A 23,597-nucleotide genomic window follows, 5' to 3' on the forward strand; every position below is an offset into this window, starting at 1 on the left:
TCAAGTCGTCCTATTCTCCCTGATCCTCGTCCCCATGTCTAGAACACGACCCCAACGATTTGAGAAGTGGTGAGAAATCGCTTGTGTGAAAGGCAAGAAATCGTTTGTGTGAAATCTGTTGCGTAATATTGAGAAACGCTGAATGTTCAAGGATTATCATGCTTAACTTTGAACATACTCGGTTAAGGTGACAATGCCTCCTGAACATACTCTTGCCATGTGAGTGGAATCTCCGCTGGATTTTGGCAGATCACTGGAATCCATGTTGCACAGGGGAACTGTCCTTCCAAACCTTGCAGGCGTTCCCTTGCTTCGCGCACAGCTTGGTAGAACGGTTTGCCGCTCGAAAAAGCAGTTAGAAAGTTTTTGAGAAATATCTGAGCGACTTGATCGGGAATTGGCTCTCGCATCACAATCATCTCTGGAATATGCAGATCAGTTAAATCCTCTGCCAGCCCAATCCCATCACAAGAATTCAGGATCGCCAGTCTTAATCCATGCGAAATCGCATACCTAAGACCATGTTTGATTTGAGGAATGGTTAAGCGATCGCTCTGGTTAATCCAGAGATGGCCGGTCTCTGCATCGGGCTGACTGGCGCTATGTCCTGCAAAGAAAAGAATATCCCAAGATTGCTGCCAAAGCTGTTCGTTGAGATCCTGGCGTTTCGGTTCTACCAGAAATGTTACATCTGCATTGGGTAGCTGCTGCAGTAAAGCGCGATCTGCCTGAACATCAATTCCTAAGCTGTTCCCCAAAATTGCTAAAATTCTCACCTTCGAGTTTAAACGGTTTTTCTTGCCAACTGTTTCAAAGGCAGACTGACTTAGGGCGATCTCAGCTTTTGGATAGCGATCGCAGAGATCCCACACCATCCAGGGCATCCGACGAAGCTGGATATTTTCAGTTTGAATAATGATCCGAATTGGCTCTGCTGGACTGAGCTTTTCCAGCATACGTTCTTTGATGGGGCGGAATTCATCCGTGTTTAACCACCGATTCAGTCCGGTTTTTAACTGAGCTGCAACTTCATCACACTCCTTGAAAAACTCGCTATTGCTAATATTCGTAATTTGGGTCGCTGGAATATCCAATCGAAATGATGCCTTAAGGCTTTTGCGATACGCTAATTGCCACTGCTGATAAGCTTCTAGAAGGTACGGCGCAGAAGGCAATTCTGCAGCAACTTGGATAGACGGCAACGCTCCTTCTTCACCCATCTGCAGCGTAACCGCAAACCCCGTTCTAAAGTCTCCTCGTCCCAGATTGAGAATGACGATCTTTCCGGCTTTCTGCGGCAAGTTCAGCGGTTCAGGTCGGACGATTTGCTGAATAATGTCGGTTAGATTCTTTTGCTGCTGTTGATAGAAGTCAATTTGTTCATCCTTTTGTTTTAATTCCGCGCGATATTTCCCGTCTAATGCTTCTAGAGCGAGTTGATAGCTTTGAGTAAATTCAGCATGTAATTTCTGTTTATCTGCATCTGGTGGTGAATTCACTCGAACAACAATTACTCCATCACCCTTGTTCTCAATGCTTCTGACCTGAAGCGCAATGCCTTCGTTCTCAATTTGCAATTGCTCAAATGAACTAGAAAAAGCTTTCCAATCGATGCCATTGCGAAAGATTAAATCGATCGTATCAACCACTTCTTGAAAGAGCTTAGCAAACTCACCGGGAGCAAATTCTCCACTGCTAGGACGACGCTCCCGCGATCGATTTAGTAGATAGACAAAATCACAGATCACGCCGTCTAGCTGGGTTGTACTGTCGATATTCCATCCTTCCAGGCAGGCTCCCGTGAGCGTGGCACCTTTAAAGTTAGTTTGCAAGGCTTGGGTATTGGTGAGATTTGATCGTTCTAGCCAAGCCCCTTCTAGCGTTGCTTGTTGCAAATTGGCTCCGGTCAAATTCGCATTCGTCAAATCCACGCCTGCTAAATTTGCGCCGTTAAAATTGCACGCGATATAAGCTTTATTTGCTCCTCGATGGGTCACGAGCAAGTCACGAACGCGCGGATCACACAATATAGTGTTTCCAGCATTGGCTCGATTCAGATGTTTGGCAGTGTGAAGATTGGTCTGCTGAAGGTGAGCGTTTCTGAAACTGCAATAGCTAAGATCAGCTTGTGCAAAATTGGTTTTCTCTAAATGGCTGTCGGAAAAGTTTGTGCCTCCAACGGCAAGAAATGAGGTTGCAACTTGATGGACAAACAAATGTTTGTCGTCTTCGCAAAACGCTCGCCAAGCGATATAAACGCTAATCAGCAAAAACACCCCGACACCCATACTAGAGGTCATAACCGAGAGTAAACTGCCATAGCGTTGAGTGGGCGTTACAATGCCAACTAATCCACCAAAAACAGCACTAGCAATCGCTGACTTCGCCGAATTAGTAAGCAGGATAATAACTGTAAAAATAGTTGGATAAACGACTGTAACACAAACCACGATAGAGACCAGTGTTGTAATGGCAGTCGCAATTGTATCTAGGAAGTCAATGATACGAACATTTGGAATTGCAACAATACCAATACTGCTAACCGCGATCGCAACAATGCAAGTTGTTACGATCGAGCCAATTCCAGCTAGTAATCCTTCGCGTAAAATGACTACGCCGAGAACTGCAAGAGCGACGAATATGACGGCACTAGGAAGAAAGGTAAACTGATTAGTAATTTCAGGTGTTGTAATATAGCCTAGATAAAGACCTGCAAGCGCCGATAATAATCCCAGTAAAGGCATTAGGAGCAATAAGGCAATCCACCAAGCTATGATCCACCGACGTTGTAACCCAGCTCTGGCGTGACTAAAATCTGCGCCTGTGAGAATGGCACCTCGAAAGTTTGCCCCCCGAACATCTGCACCGCTAAAATCTGCCCCCGTTAAATCTCGCCCCTGAAAAGAACGACCTCGAAAGCTTTTTCCAGAATTTTTTAGACCTGCCATTGATGACATAGAAGCACCTCGTTGCCGTTACCTGAAAATCTGCCGCCGTGTGTATTCGCTAAATGTCATGAATCTTGGAAAACGACGCAATCAAATGACAAAATCTTCGGTAATGCTGGCATCATTCAGCGCAACTTTGACACTAAATGACTCACCCGCGTGAGCACTAAATTTAAGCTGAATACAAATATCGGCTTGTCGGGCAGTGACTTCGTGAAGGGTAGTTCCATCTTCATCGAGCAAAATCAGTTTCAGATTGGCTGGCAAATACGGTTCACTCTCAATCGGATAGACCTGTAGGAGAATACCAACTCTTTGATTCATTTTCTGCACTAAGGCAACTGCCAAGGCTACCGCTTGTCCGGCAACTTGCATCCCTAAATCGAGTCGTTTTACCCGTCTAACTGCGCCCGCAGAGTTTCCTGGATCAATTTTCCATAAGCTCTCGATCGCTGCCCACACCGTTTCATCATCTTGAGTACTTTGCAACAGATCGAGTAAAGCACGAATCGCGGCTTGATCTTTCACTGGGCTGTTGCCCAGCCGTTTAGCAATTTTCCGCCGCTGGTGTTCATCGGATGCTTGAGAGAGTTGCCCAGCTAACGTAGAGATTTCATCTGGCGTTAAGTGAATATTAGCGGGTAAGTGCTCAGTTTCTGTCGCGTCCTCAGTTGAACCGCGTAGTGCCCAATTCGGCTGAGGACGGAGAAGATCAGAAAATGCTTGCCACTCCAATGCAAACGCGTTGTGTAACCATTGGTTTAGGGCTGTTTTTAGAGACTGAGCAGTGGGAAGGATATTTCTAGAATTTTCTGTAAGATCCCGCTCGACCTGCAATGCAGAATGCATTGCTACTTCGATTCGCCGGGTAGCATTGAGATAAGTATGATATGCAGCGATCGGCACACTCAACACATCGCTCCAAGCAGTTTCATGGTTGTGGAAGGTTGGTGAGTGAGGGGCTGTACCAATCGTCAGTGCCGATTGCTCCAGCTCTATAGTAGTAGGACACCACTCCCGTAACCCATGATAGTAATCTCCTACATCCAGTAACAGATCAAATTGTTGACGAGATAAGCGATGACCCACAGGTCGCAACAAATTACAGGTCAACATCGGCAACACATGCCAAGATTCTGCAAGTAGATTGTGTCCTAGCCCTGAAACGCGGCTGGGAATCAGTACATCCACATTGCTGAGAAAGCCGGTCTCTTCAGAGAGAACCATCACTGCGATCGTCTGCCAATGATCCTCTAAACTATCGGGATCAGCTTCTCGAACAATCATGATATACCGAGCAGGAGACATCCCTGATAGAAACGATCGAGCGGTCTCCGAGTAAAGACGCTGCTTGTCGTCGTCGGAAAAAGCAATGGGACTTTGTACAGAGCGTTTTAATTCCCAGATTTCTCCGGGTTTAGGAGGCCGAAGTTCTAGGGTTTGGAGCATGGCGGGTATGACATCTGTATACATAGGGGCAGCGGGAGGGGGAGATGGATCTAATTGTATTAACGGAAAGTTAGGCCAGGCTATGACTCATTCTTCAATTTTTTATAATTTCAGGCACGCTCCATTTACCATTGCGTTGATGTACGCTTGCGATCGCTCCGCAAGCTTTCAAGGGAGCCAACACTAGAGGATTTACTCAGTTTCGTATGCTGTACCGCTTCAGGCTGCAGTAGTCCTAGTGCTTCCGCAAGCCGCTTGGTTAATTCCTTCCAACGCTTTGAAATCGTACTTTGGGTTAACCCTAATTCTGCTGCAAGCTGCGACTGATTTTTGCCCGCGATTTGTCCTTGCCAAAGTTTAAGGTAGCCCCGATCAGGATACTGTTGATCAAGAACCGCGATCGCATCGATCGTTCTGAGCACTAAATCACTCTGCTCAACGGAATCGAGTAAGTTAAGATCGTCAGAGATCGTCTCTAATAATGAAGTATCGGTTCCCGGAAATGTTTGGTCGAGACTAGTCCAGCGGTGGTTGCTTTCCTTGCGGACGAGATCGATGATTTCAAATCGTGCTACCGTTGCTGCCCATCGATAGAAAGCATCGGGATTCTCACCCTGAAACTTTCCGGCTCGAACGACCCGAACCAGTTTTAGGTGAGCGGTTTGGGCGGCTTCTTCCCAGGGAATAGATGTTCCTCGCGTTTGCTTTTGTGCAATTCGGTCTACCCGTCGTCGATGTTCACGATCGACCAAGAGTTTTTCTAGCTGGTGATTTTCTTGAAGGCTGGCAGAGCGCTCGGCATTGCCCCACCAGGGCAGCAGTTCTGAGGCTGGAGGATCTGCTGAAGGCTTGGAGATCATAGGCATTGCTCTTTAACCTGCGGGGCGGTCAGTCTAGTAGACGTATGGAGGATCAATTCAGTTCTGCACTGCAATGTTCCGTATCAAATAATGAAAAATTTACACAGAATTTAGGGTCAGAGGCGAAATCAAATTCTAACGAATCCTGACTGAGCGCTTGAATACTCATTTGCAAATTAGAGAAAATTTTCCGCTTAGTCTGGAATATTTTCTAAAAGTGCTTCGTTCTTATTCTTCTTAATCTATCTTGATCAGCTTCCTAAATAGTAATTTTTGGAGTTCTGGAATATTCCTCGTTAGGTTCTCGTTCTAATTCTATGTAAGCTTTCAGCTTGTGATCGCATCGCAGTTTGAAAGCAAATCTTTGGAAGTCTCTGCCTAATCCTACTTCAAGAGGAAACAACAGTGTTTGCTACTACTCAACTGCCTTCTCTTCAATTACACGATCGCTCTTCTTTACATCAGTTCACGAATGGATCGACACTATCCCACTCAGCTTTTACACAAGCCGTAATCGAGGGATTTATCGATGGCATTATCGTTGTGACAACCAATGGCGAAGTTATTCAGTTTAATCATCGTGCTGCTCAGTTATGCCCTACATTGAACCAAAGTCATTCGATTAAGCATTCTTTTAATCACAGTGATAACTTTGAGCCATTTGTTTTTTCCGCTGCTATTTGGCGTGTTTGTGAAGCGCTGATTGAAAGTAATGAACTCTTCGCAAATCAAAAACTCATACCAGAATCTGAAGTGCTGATGAATTCGACCATCATCCGCATTCGATCGCAGTGGCTGACGATTAATGCTACCAATGCTGCTTCAATGTTTGACCAAGTCAAACACAGCTCTCATTCGTCTCAGTCATATATATTGGTAACATTAGAAGATCGCAGTCAGGCACTACAAAATCTCGCAAGGACAGACATTCAGAAACATAGTCTCACGCCTCGTGAAGGCGAAATCTGGCAACTTCGCCTGCTGGGGAAATCCTACAGGGAGATTGCGGCGCAGCTATACATTACAGAACATACAGTTAAAAAACACATTAGAAACATTTTGGCGAAACGCCGAATTGAATAGTTGGCGGCACTAGGCGGAGGAACAAATAATGCTGTGTCCTAGTTGAATAGCAGTAAGAAACCAGGGCATGTTTTAAAGCTTCTTCGCTGCGATTTTGTCTCGCCCTGAACCTCAGTTCAGGGCGGAATAGCTACTTGATAGAGATCGTTTTTAAGTCGATCTCTATCAAGTAGCTAAACATATGTATGGATATCTACTACGCTGAAAAATTCTGCCGCCTTACTAAAAGCTAATATGCAACCGAGATGGCTATTTTACAAAGTACCATCATGGGTAATTCCCTTTCAAGTTAGCTATTGATTAAAGTGTGAACAACAGCACAGAAACGAGCCAAATCCGAAATAATCAATGGTTTCGGTGGAGGTTCTGACTCAGTGTTGTAATCGCTAAATTGGTGACATATAAGAATTCGCTTGCCACCAATCACCTGCTGAGCGATGAAAACCTAGCAGAGATCGTTCTAGCAGGGCGTACCTGATGGAAGGTCGAAAACGAAAATAACAACACGCTTAAGACCAAAGGCTACAACCTGGAACACAATTTCGGGCACGGGAAACAGCACCTCTCCTCGCGGCTTGCGACCTTGAATATCCTGTCCCTGCTATTCCACACGTTGCTAGAGTTGCTCAACCAAAAGTACAAGTTGCTGCGGTCTCACTTGCCGACTCGTAAGACCTTCTTTGATGATTTGCGGGCGTTGACCCGTTACATTATATTTCGACAGTTGGGATCATCTGCTCACCTTCATGCTAGAAGGTCTAGAGATAGACATCCCGCTAAACACCTGTTGAATCGCCATACTGAGAATTGCTGCTAGCATTGCGGCGCAGCATTGCAGGTTTGATGCGCCGCAATGCAGAAGCTGGAAATCGTCGCTCATACTCTTCATCAGAAATCTCGGCTAATTCTTCTAACGTCGGATTCACGTTCCACGGGTAAGGCTGGAAGTCAGCAACGTCGGTTTCTTGGGCAAAGCGTTGATTCCAAGGACAGACATCCTGACAGATATCGCAGCCAGCGACCCAATTGTTGAGATGAGGCGCGATCGCATCTGGCAACGTTTCAGACCGATTCTCAATCGTGTGATAGGCAATACATCGATTCGCATCAACGACAAAGGGTTGAGTAATTGCGCCAGTAGGACAAGCTTCTATACATCGCGTACAGGTTCCGCAGTGGTGAGTGTGCGGGCAATCGCGCTCTAACTCCACATTCGTCAGCACCTCACCCAAAAACACCCATGATCCATACTCCCGCGTAATCACATTACCGTTCTTCGCAATCCAACCAATCCCAGCACGCTGCGCCCAGACTTTATCTTGCACAGGTCCCGTATCCGCATAGTAACGAGCCACAATCCCATCGCCCTGAGTTTCTAGCCACGAGGCCAACGCTTTGAGTTTCTTTTGCAACACGCGATGATAGTCTCGTCCCCAGCCGTAGCGAGAAATTTTGGCGTACTCCTTGCCCTCCTGTCGAGCGTGAGGTGTGTAGTAATTAAGCGCTACACAGATCAGCGATCGCACCTCTGGCATCACCTGAGAGATATCTTCTCGCTTAGGATTTGCCATCCATGCCATATCTGCGGCGTAACCTTGATCGAGCCACGATCGCAGAGATGCCGTTGCAGTTGTATCGTCCTTAAAATCTTCTACCTGAACGATTCCAACTTTGTGAAATCCAAGCTCTAACGCTTTTTGTTTAATTTGGTTCGTCAAGTCGTGCATTTCAATCCAGGGAGAGAAGATTATACGCCCGTTGTAGTTCGTAATTTGTAGAAGCGTAATGAGAATGAACTATGAGTGACGTTACTTTAGATTCTACGAGTATTGAGATTGAAACGGTTCAACGGTATTTTGAAACCTTTAACGCAGGTGAATTTGAGGCAACCGCAGAGCTATTTACGGTTGATGCCATCATGCACGCGCCGTTTAAGACTGAGGTGATGGGCAGAGATGCGATCGCGCATTATCTCCAAACTGAAGCGAAGGGAATGCAAGCCACTCCGCAGACTGTTGACACTCAAGACGAGCAGGTAGAAGTGACGGGCTTTGCGAAGTACGCAGGATTCAAAGTCAACATTGTCTGGACATTTCACTTAAATCCAGCACAAGAAATAACCGATGTTTACATCAAACTAGTCGCCTCAGCACAAGAGTTGCTGAAGATGCGACCATAATTTAGGCGAGACTTCGTAGGACGCATAACAAAAATTCCTCCGGTGTTCTGAGCGTAGCACTGGAGGAATTTTTGTTGTGTTGAATTATTCACTAAACTTCGGCTGGAACGGATTGGGGGCCGATTCGCTGGTGAAAATGCGTGATTCTGAAGGAAGCTCACTCTGCGATCGCTGCATTTTAGTTAACGACAATTCAGTCGTCAGCAAGAAACTAACAATACACGAAATTAGGATCACCGGCACCATTGATGTCCTCGACAAAATGCTGAGAATCACCGTTGTACTAATCGGCGTCTTTGTAATGGCTACAGTCACGGCTGCCATCATGCACATCATACTAATCGTCGGATGGAGTTGCGGAAATCTCAATGAGAGCGCAAACCCAACCACTGTACCCAGATAAAATAGTGGAAGAATGAAACCACCTCGAAAACTTGAATGCAAGGTGCAACCAGCCGTTGCACATCATAAAATATCAATACGTAGCTATTGCGATTATGAAACTCACAACTCGCGGACATTACAGCGTTAAGGCACTGCTTGACTTATGCTTTCAGCCTCAACAACAGCCCGCCCCAGTGAGCGCGATCGCGCAGCGTCAAGATATTCCTGCACCTTACTTAGAAAAACTGCTGATTGAGATGCGACGGGCAGGACTTGTCTGCTCCGTGCGGGGCGTCCAAGGCGGCTATCAACTGGCAAGGCAGCCTGCTCACATTTCGCTAGGGCAAATTTTAGAGGCGGTGGGCGAGACAATCGATCCGTTGCCGCGTCGCACTCCTGACAGCGCTCAGGCGGGAGACTGGGTCACGTTTAGTCTATGGAATCGACTGCATCAGAAAATGAAAGAAGCCTTGTACAGCATTTCGTTAGAAGATTTATATTACGATGCGCGAAGCTGGCAAGCTGCCCAAGGGGAAGAAGCTAGTTTTATTGTGTGATGCCAATTTATTTTTCAATGCAGCAGATTGCTATATGGTGCGAAATCGTGAAGAGATGTTTCGGCGAAACGTCTGTACGATATTTAAGTATTTGCTGAGTTGGTATGAGTTTGGTTGAGGCAGATTTGAAGGATGCAGCGATCGTTCTAGTGAGTGCGGCAGTATTGGATTATCTGATTGGTGATCCGTGGGGATGGCTGCATCCGGTACAGGTAATGGGTTGGAGCATTGGTCAATATACAACGACTGCCTTCCGATTTGTTAAACACCCAATACTGCGGAAAGGGGCAGGCGTTGGGTTGGCGATCGCACTCATTGTTGGAAGTAGTGCGATCGCACAAATTATCGTTGCGATTGCTCACTCGATTCATTCAGGATTGGGAATTGCAGTCGCAGTAGTTCTACTTGCCAGTTGCTTTGCCGGGCGCAGTTTGCGCCATGCGGCGGAAGATGTGCTGAAACCATTGACCGAGGGAAACTTGGAAGCGGCGCGATCGCGGCTGCGATTATACGTCGGACGTGATACAGACGCCTTATCAGAACCCGAAATCCTCCGAGCCGTGTTTGAAACCGTTGCTGAAAATGCGGTTGATGGGGTGATGGCTCCGTTGTTCTATGCATTGGTCGGAGCATTTTTTCCAGTGGGGAGCGTTGGACTCGCGATCGCGTACAAAGCCGCGAGTACACTCGATTCGATGGTCGGTTATCGAACCGCGCCCTATGCTGAAATCGGTTGGTTTAGTGCCAAAACAGATGATGTTTTAACCTGGCTTCCCTGCCGATTGACGGTGATTACATTAGGTCTTCTTTCGGGTAAACCTATTCAGGTCTGGAAGGTATGTCAACGGGATGCGGCTCAAGATCCAAGCCCAAACTCGGGTTGGAGCGAGTGTGTTTACGCTGCCGCGCTAGAGGTACAAGTTGGCGGTGTTAACTACTATCGCGGCCTTGAGAAACCGAAGCCCTTGTTAGGCGAACCCATTCGCCCGATCACTCCAGAGCGAATTCGGGCAGCGCTGCGGCTGACGCGCTGGTGTTTTCTAATTTGGCTTGGAGTATGGAGCGTAGGGTATGGGATAGTGAGCAACTTTGGCAGCGGATAGGGCAATAGATGTAAAAGACATTCACAAGATTTGCGAAAACAACAAAATTTGCGAAAACAAAGTAACAGAAATGGGTTGATGGTATCGTCATTAAATCTGCATCGATGTCAGTTATGAAACGACTTGCCTTTTCACATTTCTCCAAATTTATCTGCCTTAGTATTTCAACTTCTGTTGCAATTCTTTATCCCCTAACCATCACTGCTGCCATCAGCGCAGAGCGGAACGCTAGAGATATTGCTCAATCCTCCGCTTCCCCATCTCCTACATCCAATACTCCCTATCCCTTCCTCGATCGCGCCTCTAAGGGCATGGTTGCCTCTGCCCATCCCCTCGCCTCTCAAGCGGGGCTTGCCATGCTGCAACAAGGAGGAAATGCCGTGGATGCGGCTGTTGCCACAACATTTGCAATCTCTGTTGTCGAACCGTTTTCAGCCGGAATTGGCGGCGGTGGATTTATGTTGGTGTATCAGGCGAACAAGAACGAAACTAGAGCGCTAGATTTTCGCGAAAAGGCTCCTCTCAAAGCCAGCCGCACGATGTATCTCGATGCTCAAGGTAAGGTGCGTCCAAAGGCCAGCACTGACGGACATCTCGCTGTGGGCGTACCAGGAACCGTTGCCGGACTGTATGAAGCCCATCGCACTTATGGGAAGTTGCCTTGGAAGACCGTGATGGCCTCCGCAATTCGGATTGCTGAAACTGGATTTCCGATCAGCAAGCCTTTAGCCACGGCTTCACAAGAGCGCTTAGAAATATTAGGAAAAAATGCGGATGCTCGACGCCTGTTTACCCGCAACGGAAAGCCGCTGCAAGTTGGCGAACTTTTGGTGCAAAAAGAGTTAGCGGCAACGTTACGATCGCTCTCCGAAAATCCCAATAGTTTCTACACAGGCAAGACGGCGACTGCGATCGCGCAGGATATGACGGTCAACGGTGGGTTAATTACGCTCGATGATCTGAAGCAATATCGTCCGACGTGGCGAAATCCGGTGTGCGGCAATTTCCTCAAAGCAAGAGTATGTTCGATGCCGCCGCCTTCATCCGGTGGAGTGCATTTACTTGAGATGCTCAATCTGATTGGAACAACTGATCTCAAAACATTGGGGTGGCATAGTCCCGATACATTGCATTTGTTGACAGAATCGATGCGAATTGCCTATGCCGATCGCGCGACTTATTTAGGTGATCCAGCATTTGTCAAAGTGCCCGTTGCAGCGTTGACGAGTCCAAAATACGCCCAACTTCGGCGGCAAGAAATTAACCCTAAAACAGCAACTCCATCGAGTCAAGTCAAAGCGGGTGATCCAAAACTAATCCAGCAGTTGTCTCGCGAGTCGAACGAGACGAGCCATTTGACCGTTGTCGATCGCGATCGCAATTCTGTGAGTTTGACGTTCACTGTGAATCTTCGATTTGGGGCAGGAGTGGTGGCAAAAGGAACCGGAATCCTGCTGAACAATGAAATGGATGACTTTGCAAGTGCGCCGAATACACCGAATGCCTTTGGGTTAGTCGGCGGAGAGGCCAATGCGATCGCGCCGGGAAAAATTCCGCTCTCCAGCATGACGCCAACCATTGTGACCGAAAATGGGCGCTTGCGAATGACCGCAGGCGCACCCGGAGGCAGCACCATTATCACAACCGTATTGCAGGTGGTGTTGAACGTTTTAGCCTACAACATGAGCGCTGAAAAAGCCGTTGCCGCCCCCCGTATTCATCATCAATGGTTGCCTGATAAGTTAATGATCGAACAATGGGGATTTGATCCGTTGACCGTTGCAGAACTGCGACAGCGCGGACATCAGATTGACGAATCGCGACCCAACTGGGGCAATGCAACTGCGATCGTCGTGCAGCCAGATGGACTGTTGGAAGGAGCGGCTGATCCACGCGGCGAAGGCATCGCCGCAGGATTTTGATAGGTTTCGGGGTACGGTTCAACGCGATCGCAGGCGATGGAAATTCGCGTAGAGGCGCGACATGTCGCGCCTCTACGCGACGACGTATCAATGACCAACATTCCAACATTGATCACCAACCCCGATTCCTAGATTTATTTCCAATCCTTCCAATTCGTATTCAGAATCGATGTGTTTGGAAACGCAGTCGGATTGCCATTCGCGTTTAACCGTTTTTGCAATTCCTCTAACTTAGGATTTGCTCTCGGTAAGTTTTCCACTAACTGATACGGCATGATTCCCGTTTCTAATGAATAGGCGGCTGTTGTTCCTGCTGCCGCACCCATCGACCATTCGATCGCGTGAACTCGGTACGCCGAGGCGCTAATGTGACTCATCGCCATACTTTTTCCGGTCACAAGTAAATTATCGATCTTCGGCGGAATCATCGATCGCAACGGAATCTGAAACGGAAACGCTTCACCGGCTCCTTGCCGTTCTCCAGGACGCTCCTGATTGCCCGGTTTTTCGGGCGGCGACTCGACCATGCAGGGGTGGAAGTCCAGATTGTAATGACCAATGCCCACACTATCGGGATAGATGTGCGATCGCCCCCGAGTTTCGACCTGCTGCGGCTCAAGCTTGCCGCGAATCACATCAATAGTGCGCAATCCCGCGATCGAGGCGGCTAAATTTCGGTAGGCTTCTGGCGACAAGGTTTCAGTGTAGTACCGATCTTTAAAGTTCTTGCGCGACATCGCGACTTCATCCACTAAAAATCCGTTGGGATAGCCATAGGCATAGCGACCGACTAACCGACGAGACTCGCGCAGGTAAGGATATTTCGATAATCCGTGCGCCGTTCCCATCGGAGAATCGAAGCCTTGAAGATAGCGAATGTTGGGATAGGGCTTCTTGATCGGCTGCTTGGCATCGGACGTGCCGGAATGGAACCAATGGAAAAAGCCGATCGCTTGTTCTTCTGCTCCTTTGAGCGTGCTGACCCGGTAGCCACCCAGCCAGCCATCCGGTTCAAGTTGTCCGGTTGAACGCAGTTGTTCACGAGTCAGCAAATAGTTATCTGCCGAGGTTCCGGGAGCATAGTCGTTGCCCCAACTCCAGTTCTGCATCGAGATATCGCCGGGGAGCACCGTTTTAGATCCCGAATTTGGCTTTTGGCTAGCGATGCGACGATAGGTGAACACAAGTTCGGGCGACTGAGCGTAACGCTCGTCGTTGAAACTATAGGACTTCTCGTATTGAGCATAAAAATCCGGCGGCTGAGCGGTTTGCGGAGTTTTGGTTGCTTCCATTGCAAACGTGTAAGTCAACGCCTGAGCGCAGTAAGGATTGCCCGTCTCGCTCGACGACGACGGATTGCGATACGATCGCGCATCCACTCCCACTTGGTAGGGCAGATCCGCTAAGGCTAATAATTCTCCTGTTTCGGTCGCTTCAACCACAGACCATTTGCCCGATGCAGGCGGCGTAAACCGGACAATTTTCTTCTTAAATAGCTCAGAGTCCGCTTCGCGATAGCTATCTTCAATCGTGCGAGACAACGGATATGTATTTAACGGTGGTGCGCCTGCGGCTGGACTGTGTTGGATGCCCCGCACCGACTGAATCTGGCTCCCTTCAATTTGTAGCGATTTGACCGCCGTATTGGGGAAAAGATAAAGCTTTCCTTTGCCTTGCTTTTCAGCTTCTTTCAAGAGAGATTGTAGAATCTCGTGCCCCTCCTTCGGCAAAAAACACACCAAACTTACCCAACAACTGCCGGGATTTTTGTTGTTATTTTGAGCAAGAATGCGCTGCCGTAGTTCAGTGTAGCCTTGTGGAAAATAAAGCTGCGATCGCTGAGTCGGCTTTTCGTCGAGGGCAGAGGTTCCTTGAGCGGTTAGCTGTCCGCCAATCCAATCCGTAATCTCAGTTAAACAAACCGTTCGCCCCGCTTTTAGCGCTTCATAACTCGCGGCCACTCCAGAAATTCCGCCGCCGACAACTAGCACATCACAGGCAACAGCTTGATCTACCGCTTTCGGAGTCACGTTTTGTGCTAATTGGGCTGGAGCCGCCGCAGTTGAGCTTGACCATCCTGCGATTAAGGCTCCACTGATTTGCAATGAAACTGCACCTAAAGTCAATACTTTCTTCATAACTCCCACTTCAACAGCTAAACAAGCAGATTTTGTTCAATTCTTCTAACACAATCTATTCGTTTTTAGACCAATCATTTGTAGATGCACCCACTTTCATAACTCCTATCCATCTGTAAGGTTCGCAGTCGTCAACCTCTTTCAAACTTGACTTTTAGAACTGGTAATATTAGTTTGAGTAGAAAAATGCAAGAGCCATCTGAATCCGTCCTCTGAGAGGCATTACAGCTTTCAACCAGTCCATTCATGAAACGACTACATTCATAGAAATAGTGCATTCCTGAAAGCAGCGTGACGGATTAGGTTAAGTACTTGTTTCAGATCGGCAAAAACTTGACTGTAAAATTTGACTCTGTTTACTCTGGCACATGTGAGATGATATGCAACAATAAAGCGTTATGAAATGCAGGATTCTACCCGGCGCTATTGCTGCCGTTATCTCACCGTTAATGATGCTTGTATCACAAAGCACAGCACAGCAAGACAGTATCCGAGTTCGAGTGAATCGATGGATTTCAGTTCAGCAGGTCGCTGGCAACGTGAGTTATGCGGCTAAAAACGTGGCTCGCCCTGCCCGTGTGGGCGATCGCTTAACTGCTGTAGGAGACAGCATCACCACCGGTAAGAATTCGTCAGCAACCCTATTGGTCGATACTGGACTTGGGACGATTCGGGTGTTAGAGAAAACTACACTCCGGGTGCGAGAACTCAAAATAACCCCAAACAATGGACGGATTACGCGGCTCGATGTCCTGCAAGGGCAGGTTCGCCTCAAGCTCCGCAGGTTTACCAACCGAGAATCGGAGTTGGAGATTCGGACTCCAGCAGGGCTGAGTGGCGTGCGAGGAACAGAATTTGGACTCAACGTCGGGCCGAGCGGCAAAACCGCGATCGCAACCCTAGAAGGAGCCGTCGCCACCACCGCGCAAGGAGTAGAAGTGAGAGTTCCAGGCGGCTATCAAAATTTTACAATTTCAGGTGAAGCGCCAACAAACCCAGTACCGTTAAGAGATGATCCGGGCTTGGCATACCGATTTGACCGACAAATCGCTCGTGGAGGCATTCGGAATGTGCGTCTGGTGGGTCAGGTTGATCCGGTCAATACAGTCACGATCGATGGAGTGCCCGAACCCGTTGATCGCAATGGGTTTTTCCGGGTTCTCTATCTGGCTCCTTCCTTCCTGAAGCTTAAAGTCGTTGTCACTACTCCGCTTGGAAAGACACAAACTTATGAACTGGCGCTTTAGTGAACTCGGATGGCGCTTACTCCCGGGTGGAATCGCGGCGATCACGATCGCCGCCTTACTAGAGTTAGGAGTGGTGAAACCTGCTGAACAGCTGGCGTACACGGCCCTATTTCAGGCGCGGGGTGAAGTTGCCTGGGATGATCGCTTGGTGCTAGTCGCGATCGATGATGCTAGCGTTAAACGGTTAGAGCAATTTCCGTTTTCGCGAAAATATTATGCTCAACTCATCGATCGCTTAACTAAAGCAGGAGCAGGTGTTATTGCGATCGATGTTTTATTCTCTGAGACAACACCAGACGACGCGATTTTAGCGCAAGCGATCGCCCGATCGAGGCGAGTCGTGCTGGCCCAAGCCGACGAGCAAAGCGAGTTTCCACTGCTTCCCGTACCCCAACTGCAAGATGCCGCTTTCGGTAGTGGTCATATCCGAGCCAGTATGGATTCGGATGGGATTGTGCGAAAACTCCAGCCTCAGTTTCAAACCAATCTTGCCTTTGGGCTAGTTGCGACCAATAGCTACTCACTGACTCAAGCTCCTGTTCCACACGTAGATTTAACCCGACCGATTTGGCTCAATTGGGCAGGCTCGGTCAAACGCATTCATCGTCATTCCTTTGCAGACGTGGTGCAAGGCTTGGTGGGCGATAGTGCCTTTCGGAACAAAATTGTGCTGGTCGGCGCAACTGCTTCGGGTCTCGATCCAGCGCGGACTCCGTTTAATCTCAATCCGCCTGCGAGCGGGGTGCATCTGCAAGCCACCCTGATTCACAATGTATTGCAAAACAATGCGCTGCATCCTGTGGAGCCTGTCTGGCTGCTGCTGCTGTTAGGAGGCCCAGGGCTAAGCTTGATTCTCAGTTTTTGGCGGTCGGAGATTCAAGCGTTAATTGCCCTAGGCAGTTCTCTAGGTTGGGGGGGAGCGAGCTTACTCTTACTGAAATTTAATGTTCTGATTCCAGTTGCGTTTCCGATTGGGCTGATTGTTTCAACGACAATATTGGTCGCGTTGACCGAGCGGTTGCGCATGAATTCGATTTTGCAGCAGCAGGTGCGGCAACTGTGGCAACGCTACGAGTCTGACCTTGTGATTAGCCCGACCACGTTTAGGGAGCCGCAGTCGCTGCCGCCCAACTCGCTTGCCTCAATGCAACGCGTGATTCAGCTAGCTGCCCTTGCTGAGCGATTTGGGCGATCGCAATCGACCCAAGCTGCGATCGCACGCAGTCTTTCAATGGGGCTTGCTGCCGCTGATTTCGATGGGCTGGTTTGGTTTTGCAATCCTACCGCCACCAATCTGCTGAAACTCGAGATCGGCAGTCGATTAGAATTTGAGCTAGTGCCCCACTGGTTGAGCAAAAGTGAGTGGCAAGACGCCTTAGCCGCATTGCAATCTGAACATCCTGCTCGACCGAAAGAGCAGTTGCTCGGCGCGCGCTGGTACCGTTTGCAGCTAGAGCCGTTATCCTATCAGTCTCGTTCGTTTGAGAAAACGGAGAGCGATTTTCAATTAGATGGCATTCTCATTTTGCTCGAAGACATTAGCGATCGCAAAAAGATCGAGGCGAGTTTAGATCAGCAAATTGATGAACTGCATCAGATGAGCCAACTCAAAGACGACTTTTTGAGTACGGTGTCTCACGAGTTGCGGACGCCCTTGACCAACATGAAAATGGCCATTCAACTCCTCAAAATGGTGGGAACGGAGACTCAGCGCGATCACTATTTACAAATTCTCGACAACGAATGCACGCGCGAAACAGAACTGATCAATGATTTGCTCGACTTACAGCGTTTAGAAGTGGGGGGGCAAGTGCTGCGCCCTGAGCGACTTGATTTACAAAGCTGGCTTCCAGAGCTAATCGAACCGTTCTACAAGCGCACCGAGGCGCGATCGCAGGCGTTAACCGTTCGAGTCGATGAAGAGCTACTAGAGGTTGAGTGCGATCGCTCTAGTTTAGAACGGGTGATTGTAGAGCTGGTGAATAACGCCTGCAAATACACACCTCCTGAAGGAGAAATTTTGGTGACGGCAGACGCGGTAGATCCAGAATTTGAAATTACGGTGTGCAATTCGGGCGTTGAGATTCCTAAGGCAGAATTGTCCCGGGTCTTCGATCGCTTCTACCGAGTGCCGAAAGCTGACCCGTGGAAGCAAGGTGGCACAGGGCTAGGACTCGCCCTGGTTAAACGCTTGGTCGAATGCCTCAATGGAGAGATTCAGGTTGATAGTGGAGACGGCAGGACAACGTTTACAGTGAGGTTACCGTTTGGTCAAGCGTAGCCCGCAGCAGATCTCTAACCGTTCAGTTATTCATTTAGAAAAACCTTAATCGGGCTGAATCGCAAATCATTTAGAATGCAGAGAACTGAAGTTCAGTTTATAAATTTTTGTGAGCAGATTTTTATGAATGTTGTATCCCTCAACTTAGCAGAAAAGACGTTTGAATTTTTTGTTGATTGGGTTTTAGTTTCTGATGCTCAGGCGATTGAAGCCTACGTTGAGAATCTTCGCGTCAGCTATTCTCACCTCGATCGCAAAGAAATTGCCCAAAAGATTGTTGAGGAGCAAGCGTTTAATAACGGTTGGTTAGGCGCTGCAACAGGCTTAATGGGAACTGGTGCGTTGCCGTTCACGTTGCCCCTAGATCTCGTGAGAACGTGGAAGACGCAGGATTTTATGATTAAAGCGATCGCATCCGTTTATGGGTATACGCCTTACAATACTGACCTCAAAACCGCCGTTTTTCTCCTGCTTGCCAACGGTTCGTTAAATGAACTGAAGGAATTTGCAATGAACGAAGCCTCCAATATGATGAAACACTCTGCATTTAACGCAGTAGATGTCCTTAAAACGTCGTCAATTCAGGTTGCAACAAAAGAGGCTCCTAAATATTTAGCCGAACTGCTGTGCAAAGTGTCTGGCAGAAAAATGACTGAAAAACTGCTGCAACGGTCATTCGCGGTTACGGTTCCGATTTTGGGTGCAACAATTAGCGGTGGAGTAGATTGGTTTACAACTCAAGCCGTTGGCAATCTGACCATCGAGTTTTTTGAAACGTCTGGTTTGGAATTCGTCAATTCTCTTTTTCTTCCGCCGGATGTGATTTCCTAGAACTGTTGGGAACTGGGAATCGAATGGGTGATGCCCTGAGTGATGGGTTTACCAAAATTCGCTACTTAAAATTTGCTACTTGCGGTCGTGTTGACAAAGTTGATCTGGAGCTACTGTGAAAGGCAATCGTTCAGATTCTGTCGTCCGGTGGCCCTTCGTTCTCATGCAAACCCAAACCCCAACTAGCCTCAACCAACACAAACTCGATCGGATTGCTACTGTTCTTCGATGGGCTGGACTGGCGAGCTTTTGCCTCCAGTTCATTTTAACGGCTGCTGCTGCCCTGACCTTAGTATTTGCAATCACGGGCAGAAGTTTTAGCCAACAGGTGAGCCAGACGACTGTTCCAGGTGTTCCGGGCGGGGTTCCAACGGAAGGAGTAACGCCAGGGTTAGGAATTGGTATTTTTTGGGCGGCCTGTGGGGTAGTGGTGCTGCTTGCAAATCTCTATTTTGCTTTTCGATTGACGCGATTTGCGCGACGATTACGCAATCCGAACGCGAATGTGCATCCTAAGAAAGCGGAAGTGCTACAAGTGCTGCGAGTCGGCGTTATTACTGGACTGATTGGAATGTTGGTTACGATTTTGGGCGGCGGAGCAACGCTAGGGTTATTGCTGTCTAAAGCGATCGCGCAACCTCAAGGAGTGGCGATCTACGATCCGGCGCGCATCATTCGATCGCTTGATGTTCTTGTCGCGATCGCAAATATGAATGGGATTGCTGGAAACTTCGTTGCAACCACAAGTACATTAGGACTATTTCAGTGGATTGAGAATCAGCATCGTTAACGCTAAAATTTTGTGTGTAATTACGCAAAGCTGATTTGTAATTGATACTTAAATCTATTCTTTATAGCAACTTTACGCCTATCAGTGTTGAATTCATCGTACTGATACGGCACTTCCTGTTTAAAGTTTGTATCTTGGTTTGTAGGGCAGCTTTGTAATGCTGAAACTGTCAAAAGCAAGTCAAAACCTGTGCATTGCCAGCAAGCTAGTAATTCTTACCCTACTGAATATAGGTTCGTAATTTTTTTACGTTAGTCCCTGTCTAAGCTAGGGTATTCTCCGAGTACTAGACTTTCGACACGACATTTCGCTTCATTCCATACGACTCTTTATCTGCTAAAGACTCAGAACGCAGAAAAGTCTAAATTCGAGTGCTACGGCATTCAGTCATCCATCACAGAGGTTTGCATCATGGCAGAAACTTCTACTAAAAACAAAACATCAGCCTCTAAGAAACCCAAAAGCGATCAACCAAGCAAAACTAAAGTGCTGCTCAACGACCTGATACAGAATGAAATTTCTCGTATTTCAGAACAAGGTGTAGATTCAGCTATTCTTGAAGACTTCGCTCAATTTGTTATTGAGAATTATAAGAAGAAGCCGAAACTACCCAAACCTGGAAAAATCAAGCCCTTAACGCTCGCTCAACTTAAAGCAGCAGTCTATGACCACTTCGGTGAGCAAGACACAACAGCTTTGAAGAAATCTAGCTCTTTCCAGATGGCGACCAGTGGCATGGGCAAGCTTGAGCTTGGCAAAAAAGACGGCTGGGAAGCCTTGTATCGCAAGTTCGTTGGAGTTTTACCTGAGGAAGACAACGAAACAGGCGCGGGATGCATCAACGGCATCAATATCTTTAAATATGATTTGCCTTGGCGAGCATTTGGACTCGATCGTAAAACTGCTTCAACAGAAGATGTGAAATCTGCTTACCGATCATTAAGCAAGATCTACCACCCCGATAACAGTGAAACAGGGAATGCCGAAGTTTTTAACCGTTTGACTATTTTCTACAAAAGTTTGACTGAGAGATTTTAAGAATGGCAGAGCATTATATTACATCCAAAGAACTAGTCAACACCCTAAAGATTAGCTCTCAAGATCTGATTACGATTGAACAATTTTTTGATGCCATTCCAGACGATGAATGGGAACTGCTTGAAGGAAAAGACTACAAAGTTGTCGCTGGAAATGGATTGCGCGAGTACACCACATCGGGAGCTTACACAATTGCTCGTTATTTGGATGCAACGCGAAAGCCAGGTTTTTGGGATGTAATCAAAGAGTGGTTCTCGCATACCAAGCGCGAAGTTCGTAGAGCATTCGTTAGGAAAAAGATTCTAGATAACTGTTCCTCACTGGTTAAACGAAACGATATTTTTTTCATCTCAAAATCTGATGTAGTTGCCATCTTTGGAACTAAGCCTAGTTACCTCAGCAAAATGTCTGAGACTGCACAACGTGCCGAGCGACCGCTTATTCAAGGTCAAGATTACGACGAATTCATTGATGAAGGCGGCTTGCACTATTCGCTGTCAGGCATTGTCAAGTTGTCCCAAACCTTAGGGACGTCCCTAACAAAGAAGAACCGTCAGGAGTGGTGTACGGATGTGGGCGAAGTGATTCAACCGCAAGTTAAAGATATTGTCGGTCAGATTGTTGACCGAGATAAGGGAATTCAGAAAGCAATGGATAAAGCAAAGAGGCGCGATCGCAAGACATGCCAAGTTACAGGAGAGAAGCCAAACAGAGTAAATGCTCTTAAAATCGCTGCCCATCATTTATATTCTCGCAGCGCCTATCCTTATCTTGCAGATATCGAGAACAATTTAATTACACTTACGTGTGAAGTACACGAACAGTTCCATCAATACATGGGAGGGTATGGCAAGCCTTGCACGATTGATGATTTTATTAAGTTTGTGCAGCAGTATTACCCTAGTAGTTCTAAAGTTGTAATTTGGTTAGAAGCTCAGAAGCGAGTTTTGGGTAGCCCCGAACCTGTCAATCAGCGCAAGCCTCACGTTCTGTACCTTCCCATCAGCAAAGTTTCGTAGCCGCTGATTTTTAAGAAACAATCGACCCATTGAATTTATGAACCCGATTAATAACGGATGAGAGCACTCTATCTTTCATCCGTTTTGCTTTTAGGACAAAAGAAAACAGCCCCTAGAGGCTGATCATGACCATAACCAAACTCAAGCCGTCACAGTAGCGTTTGCCGCCCTCTACGCCAATAAATCCACCTCAGACAGCACAACTGTTGTCTCATACCCAATCCTGCCCATCTCCGGCTCAGGGCCCATCTCCATCTCAACCATATACAACCAGCCACCCGGCTCCGAATTCAATCCTTTCACCTTGCCCTTACCGCCAATAAAGCGCACCGATTGGTCTTGGCTAAACTTGGGCTTTGAAATCATTCCTGTACTCATCCTTTCCATTCCCTAGTGATTTAGCAAGCCCATTGAGATCGCATTCGTTGACCTAAACAGTAGACTGCTGACTTATCAAAACTTATACAGGAGAGAGCGGGTAGATCTCTCTATCGAGGGAGTGGATCTACCCAGCCAATTATTCTTTCTATTGAAAGAGTGCAGAAAATAAAATGCTGGATCGCTGAGAAACCGCGATCGCTAGACTAAAGTATTACTGCATAAATTTATGAGGGATGAAACGAACACAGATTTTTTATTCCTCATTAAATTTGAACCCGACACACCACTAACAAATTAGCCACTACACGTCGTTCCGGTGAGGCAACCTTATCTTTGATATGATGCGTCCCAAAGGCCTGCTGCCAAGCAAAGACTAGAGCCAGCCAATTAACCACTTCACCATCCTCTAATCCTCATTCATGTCTTTACCCCCACTGTGGCTGATTTACCCCGCAACGTTGAGCCTATGGGACAAAACCAGTGGAACCTGGATTAACATCGTCACCGTCCTGCTCGGCACCTTTCTAGGACTTCTACTCCAAGACGCATTGCCCCGCAGAATGCAGCGCATCATCACCCAAGGTCTCGGACTACTCACCCTATTTTTAGGCGTCACCATGGCTGGAAGTTTGCTCAAAGTGCAAGCCGCCCACATTGACGGAATTATTCTTGGACTGATCACCATAGTAATCGGTGGACTTTTAGGTGAATGGTGGCAGATCGAAACCCACCTACAGACGTTAGGCAATTGGCTCCGTCAACTGTTTAAAGGAGGCGGCAATTTTACCGAAGGATTTGTCGCCGCAAGCCTTCTGTTTTGTGTCGGACCGATGGCCATTCTTGGCAGCCTTAATAATGGCTTAGCAGGAAATAACACCGTGCTATCGATCAAATCAGCGATGGATGGCTTTGCTGCGATCGCACTAAGCAGCAGTTACGGCATCGGCGTTGCCTGCTCTAGCCTCATCATTTTGATCTACCAAGGCGGACTGTCGATCGCGGCTGGCATCTTCGCTCAATCTCTGCCCGATCCAGCCACCGCACCGCCCGTCTTGCTTACGTCTGGCGTTGGCGGACTTATGATCATCGGCTTAGGTCTAAACCTGCTCGAAGTCACTCAGCTTAGCATTGCGTCCTTTTTACCCGCGCTGATCTTAGCTCCGTTACTGATCGCGTTGCTGCAACAATTCGCCTGATCACAACCGCTAACCCATCGGGAATAAGCAGCGCGATCAGGGCAGCGATCATTGGCTAAGAAGCGATAACATACGCCTCACTCCGACTCGTCAATACCAACATCGAAGTAATCACAACGGCAATATAGACAAATTTAGACATCAATTTCTTAAATTTTGGTGCTAAATTAGAAAATGTCTCTATAATTACA

General features: G+C 47.6%; 20 protein-coding genes and 1 pseudogene. 13 read left to right on the forward strand and 8 right to left on the reverse strand.

The genetic code is table 11. The annotated features are described in order from the left end of the window. Window positions 1–182: 182 nt before the first annotated feature. The 3 genes from AC5I6P_RS25530 to AC5I6P_RS25540 all read right to left on the reverse strand — a co-directional run bounded on the left by AC5I6P_RS25530 (window position 183) and on the right by AC5I6P_RS25540 (window position 5,263). Window positions 183–2,948, reverse strand: a complete 2,766-nt coding sequence (locus AC5I6P_RS25530; RefSeq protein WP_495696587.1) for a pentapeptide repeat-containing protein — start codon at window positions 2,946–2,948, stop codon at window positions 183–185. A gap of 90 nt (window positions 2,949–3,038) precedes the next feature. Further along, window positions 3,039–4,421, reverse strand: coding sequence for a DUF1822 family protein (locus tag AC5I6P_RS25535; RefSeq protein ID WP_495696588.1), 1,383 nt, complete (start codon window positions 4,419–4,421; stop codon window positions 3,039–3,041). Window positions 4,422–4,522: 101 nt separating this feature from the next. Next, window positions 4,523–5,263, reverse strand: coding sequence for a sigma-70 family RNA polymerase sigma factor (locus AC5I6P_RS25540; RefSeq protein WP_495696589.1), 741 nt, complete (start codon window positions 5,261–5,263; stop codon window positions 4,523–4,525). A gap of 399 nt (window positions 5,264–5,662) precedes the next feature. Here AC5I6P_RS25540 and AC5I6P_RS25545 point away from each other — a divergent pair, with 399 nt between their 5' ends. Together AC5I6P_RS25545 and AC5I6P_RS25550 are read left to right on the forward strand one after the other, a co-directional pair. Then, a complete protein-coding gene (locus AC5I6P_RS25545) occupies window positions 5,663–6,340 on the forward strand; it encodes a helix-turn-helix transcriptional regulator (protein WP_495696590.1) in 678 nt (225 codons plus the stop codon). Between the two features lie 394 nt (window positions 6,341–6,734). Beyond that, a pseudogene (locus tag AC5I6P_RS25550) lies at window positions 6,735–7,052 on the forward strand (ISNCY-like element ISAtsp9 family transposase); the annotation flags it as partial. Between the two features lie 64 nt (window positions 7,053–7,116). On the opposite strand, the gene queG reads toward AC5I6P_RS25550, so the two are convergent. After that, on the reverse strand, window positions 7,117–8,067 hold the full coding sequence (queG, locus tag AC5I6P_RS25555; RefSeq protein ID WP_495696591.1) for a tRNA epoxyqueuosine(34) reductase QueG: 951 nt from the start codon (window positions 8,065–8,067) through the stop codon (window positions 7,117–7,119). Between the two features lie 71 nt (window positions 8,068–8,138). Between queG and AC5I6P_RS25560 the strand changes: the two genes are divergently transcribed. Then, the gene (locus AC5I6P_RS25560; protein ID WP_495696592.1) at window positions 8,139–8,519 is read left to right on the forward strand and encodes a ketosteroid isomerase family protein; all 381 of its coding nucleotides are present in this window, start codon (window positions 8,139–8,141) and stop codon (window positions 8,517–8,519) included. 84 nt (window positions 8,520–8,603) lie between these two features. Here the strand turns inward: AC5I6P_RS25560 and AC5I6P_RS25565 are convergent, their stop codons facing one another. Next, complete coding sequence (locus AC5I6P_RS25565) at window positions 8,604–8,963, reverse strand: chloride channel protein (protein WP_495696593.1); 360 nt, start codon at window positions 8,961–8,963, stop codon at window positions 8,604–8,606. A gap of 53 nt (window positions 8,964–9,016) precedes the next feature. Between AC5I6P_RS25565 and AC5I6P_RS25570 the strand changes: the two genes are divergently transcribed. The 3 genes from AC5I6P_RS25570 (at window position 9,017) to ggt (ending at window position 12,485) form a co-directional block, all read left to right on the forward strand. After that, entirely contained in the window at window positions 9,017–9,460 is a 444-nt protein-coding gene (locus AC5I6P_RS25570) for an Rrf2 family transcriptional regulator (protein ID WP_495696594.1), read from the forward strand. Between the two features lie 104 nt (window positions 9,461–9,564). Continuing rightward, window positions 9,565–10,563, forward strand: coding sequence for an adenosylcobinamide-phosphate synthase CbiB (gene cbiB, locus AC5I6P_RS25575; RefSeq protein ID WP_495696595.1), 999 nt, complete (start codon window positions 9,565–9,567; stop codon window positions 10,561–10,563). Between the two features lie 113 nt (window positions 10,564–10,676). Next, window positions 10,677–12,485, forward strand: a complete 1,809-nt coding sequence (ggt, locus tag AC5I6P_RS25580; RefSeq protein WP_495696596.1) for a gamma-glutamyltransferase — start codon at window positions 10,677–10,679, stop codon at window positions 12,483–12,485. A gap of 134 nt (window positions 12,486–12,619) precedes the next feature. Here the strand turns inward: ggt and AC5I6P_RS25585 are convergent, their stop codons facing one another. Further along, entirely contained in the window at window positions 12,620–14,623 is a 2,004-nt protein-coding gene (locus tag AC5I6P_RS25585; protein WP_495696597.1) for an FAD-dependent oxidoreductase, read from the reverse strand. A gap of 449 nt (window positions 14,624–15,072) precedes the next feature. On the opposite strand from AC5I6P_RS25585, the gene AC5I6P_RS25590 reads away from it, so the two are divergent. From AC5I6P_RS25590 to AC5I6P_RS25615, 6 genes are all read left to right on the forward strand, one after another. Continuing rightward, window positions 15,073–15,870, forward strand: a complete 798-nt coding sequence (locus AC5I6P_RS25590) for a FecR family protein (protein WP_495696598.1) — start codon at window positions 15,073–15,075, stop codon at window positions 15,868–15,870. Then, complete coding sequence (locus tag AC5I6P_RS25595) at window positions 15,854–18,151, forward strand: CHASE2 domain-containing protein (protein WP_495696599.1); 2,298 nt, start codon at window positions 15,854–15,856, stop codon at window positions 18,149–18,151. The genes AC5I6P_RS25590 and AC5I6P_RS25595 overlap by 17 nt, the downstream gene beginning before the upstream one ends. 123 nt (window positions 18,152–18,274) lie before the next feature. Beyond that, the gene (locus tag AC5I6P_RS25600; RefSeq protein ID WP_495696600.1) at window positions 18,275–18,982 is read left to right on the forward strand and encodes a hypothetical protein; all 708 of its coding nucleotides are present in this window, start codon (window positions 18,275–18,277) and stop codon (window positions 18,980–18,982) included. Between the two features lie 163 nt (window positions 18,983–19,145). Further along, window positions 19,146–19,772 (forward strand): DUF3611 family protein, encoded by a 627-nt coding sequence (locus AC5I6P_RS25605; RefSeq protein WP_495696601.1) that lies wholly within the window; start codon window positions 19,146–19,148, stop codon window positions 19,770–19,772. Window positions 19,773–20,183: 411 nt separating this feature from the next. After that, window positions 20,184–20,810: a DnaJ domain-containing protein gene (locus tag AC5I6P_RS25610; RefSeq protein WP_495696602.1), complete on the forward strand. Its 627-nt coding sequence runs from the start codon at window positions 20,184–20,186 to the stop codon at window positions 20,808–20,810. Between the two features lie 2 nt (window positions 20,811–20,812). After that, window positions 20,813–21,829: a hypothetical protein gene (locus AC5I6P_RS25615; RefSeq protein WP_495696603.1), complete on the forward strand. Its 1,017-nt coding sequence runs from the start codon at window positions 20,813–20,815 to the stop codon at window positions 21,827–21,829. A 171-nt stretch (window positions 21,830–22,000) separates the two neighbouring features. Here AC5I6P_RS25615 and AC5I6P_RS25620 read toward each other — a convergent pair whose 3' ends face one another. After that, entirely contained in the window at window positions 22,001–22,195 is a 195-nt protein-coding gene (locus tag AC5I6P_RS25620) for a hypothetical protein (RefSeq protein ID WP_495696604.1), read from the reverse strand. Window positions 22,196–22,473: 278 nt separating this feature from the next. Then, window positions 22,474–22,605, reverse strand: a complete 132-nt coding sequence (locus tag AC5I6P_RS25625; RefSeq protein WP_495696605.1) for a hypothetical protein — start codon at window positions 22,603–22,605, stop codon at window positions 22,474–22,476. Between the two features lie 24 nt (window positions 22,606–22,629). On the opposite strand from AC5I6P_RS25625, the gene AC5I6P_RS25630 reads away from it, so the two are divergent. Continuing rightward, entirely contained in the window at window positions 22,630–23,406 is a 777-nt protein-coding gene (locus tag AC5I6P_RS25630; protein ID WP_495696606.1) for a DUF554 domain-containing protein, read from the forward strand. Window positions 23,407–23,597 lie beyond the last annotated feature (191 nt).

This window comes from Myxacorys sp. (assembly GCF_059501405.1).

Coding starts and splice junctions, on each gene's coding strand:
- AC5I6P_RS25530 (WP_495696587.1), bottom strand. CDS start 2,948: ATGGCAGGTCTAAAAAATTCTGGAAAAAGCTTTCGAGGTCGTTCTTTT.
- AC5I6P_RS25535 (WP_495696588.1), bottom strand. CDS start 4,421: ATGTATACAGATGTCATACCCGCCATGCTCCAAACCCTAGAACTTCGG.
- AC5I6P_RS25540 (WP_495696589.1), bottom strand. CDS start 5,263: ATGCCTATGATCTCCAAGCCTTCAGCAGATCCTCCAGCCTCAGAACTG.
- queG (WP_495696591.1), bottom strand. CDS start 8,067: ATGCACGACTTGACGAACCAAATTAAACAAAAAGCGTTAGAGCTTGGA.
- AC5I6P_RS25560 (WP_495696592.1), top strand. CDS start 8,139: ATGAGTGACGTTACTTTAGATTCTACGAGTATTGAGATTGAAACGGTT.
- AC5I6P_RS25570 (WP_495696594.1), top strand. CDS start 9,017: ATGAAACTCACAACTCGCGGACATTACAGCGTTAAGGCACTGCTTGAC.
- cbiB (WP_495696595.1), top strand. CDS start 9,565: ATGAGTTTGGTTGAGGCAGATTTGAAGGATGCAGCGATCGTTCTAGTG.
- ggt (WP_495696596.1), top strand. CDS start 10,677: ATGAAACGACTTGCCTTTTCACATTTCTCCAAATTTATCTGCCTTAGT.
- AC5I6P_RS25585 (WP_495696597.1), bottom strand. CDS start 14,623: ATGAAGAAAGTATTGACTTTAGGTGCAGTTTCATTGCAAATCAGTGGA.
- AC5I6P_RS25590 (WP_495696598.1), top strand. CDS start 15,073: ATGATGCTTGTATCACAAAGCACAGCACAGCAAGACAGTATCCGAGTT.
- AC5I6P_RS25595 (WP_495696599.1), top strand. CDS start 15,854: ATGAACTGGCGCTTTAGTGAACTCGGATGGCGCTTACTCCCGGGTGGA.
- AC5I6P_RS25600 (WP_495696600.1), top strand. CDS start 18,275: ATGAATGTTGTATCCCTCAACTTAGCAGAAAAGACGTTTGAATTTTTT.
- AC5I6P_RS25605 (WP_495696601.1), top strand. CDS start 19,146: ATGCAAACCCAAACCCCAACTAGCCTCAACCAACACAAACTCGATCGG.
- AC5I6P_RS25610 (WP_495696602.1), top strand. CDS start 20,184: ATGGCAGAAACTTCTACTAAAAACAAAACATCAGCCTCTAAGAAACCC.
- AC5I6P_RS25615 (WP_495696603.1), top strand. CDS start 20,813: ATGGCAGAGCATTATATTACATCCAAAGAACTAGTCAACACCCTAAAG.
- AC5I6P_RS25620 (WP_495696604.1), bottom strand. CDS start 22,195: ATGATTTCAAAGCCCAAGTTTAGCCAAGACCAATCGGTGCGCTTTATT.
- AC5I6P_RS25630 (WP_495696606.1), top strand. CDS start 22,630: ATGTCTTTACCCCCACTGTGGCTGATTTACCCCGCAACGTTGAGCCTA.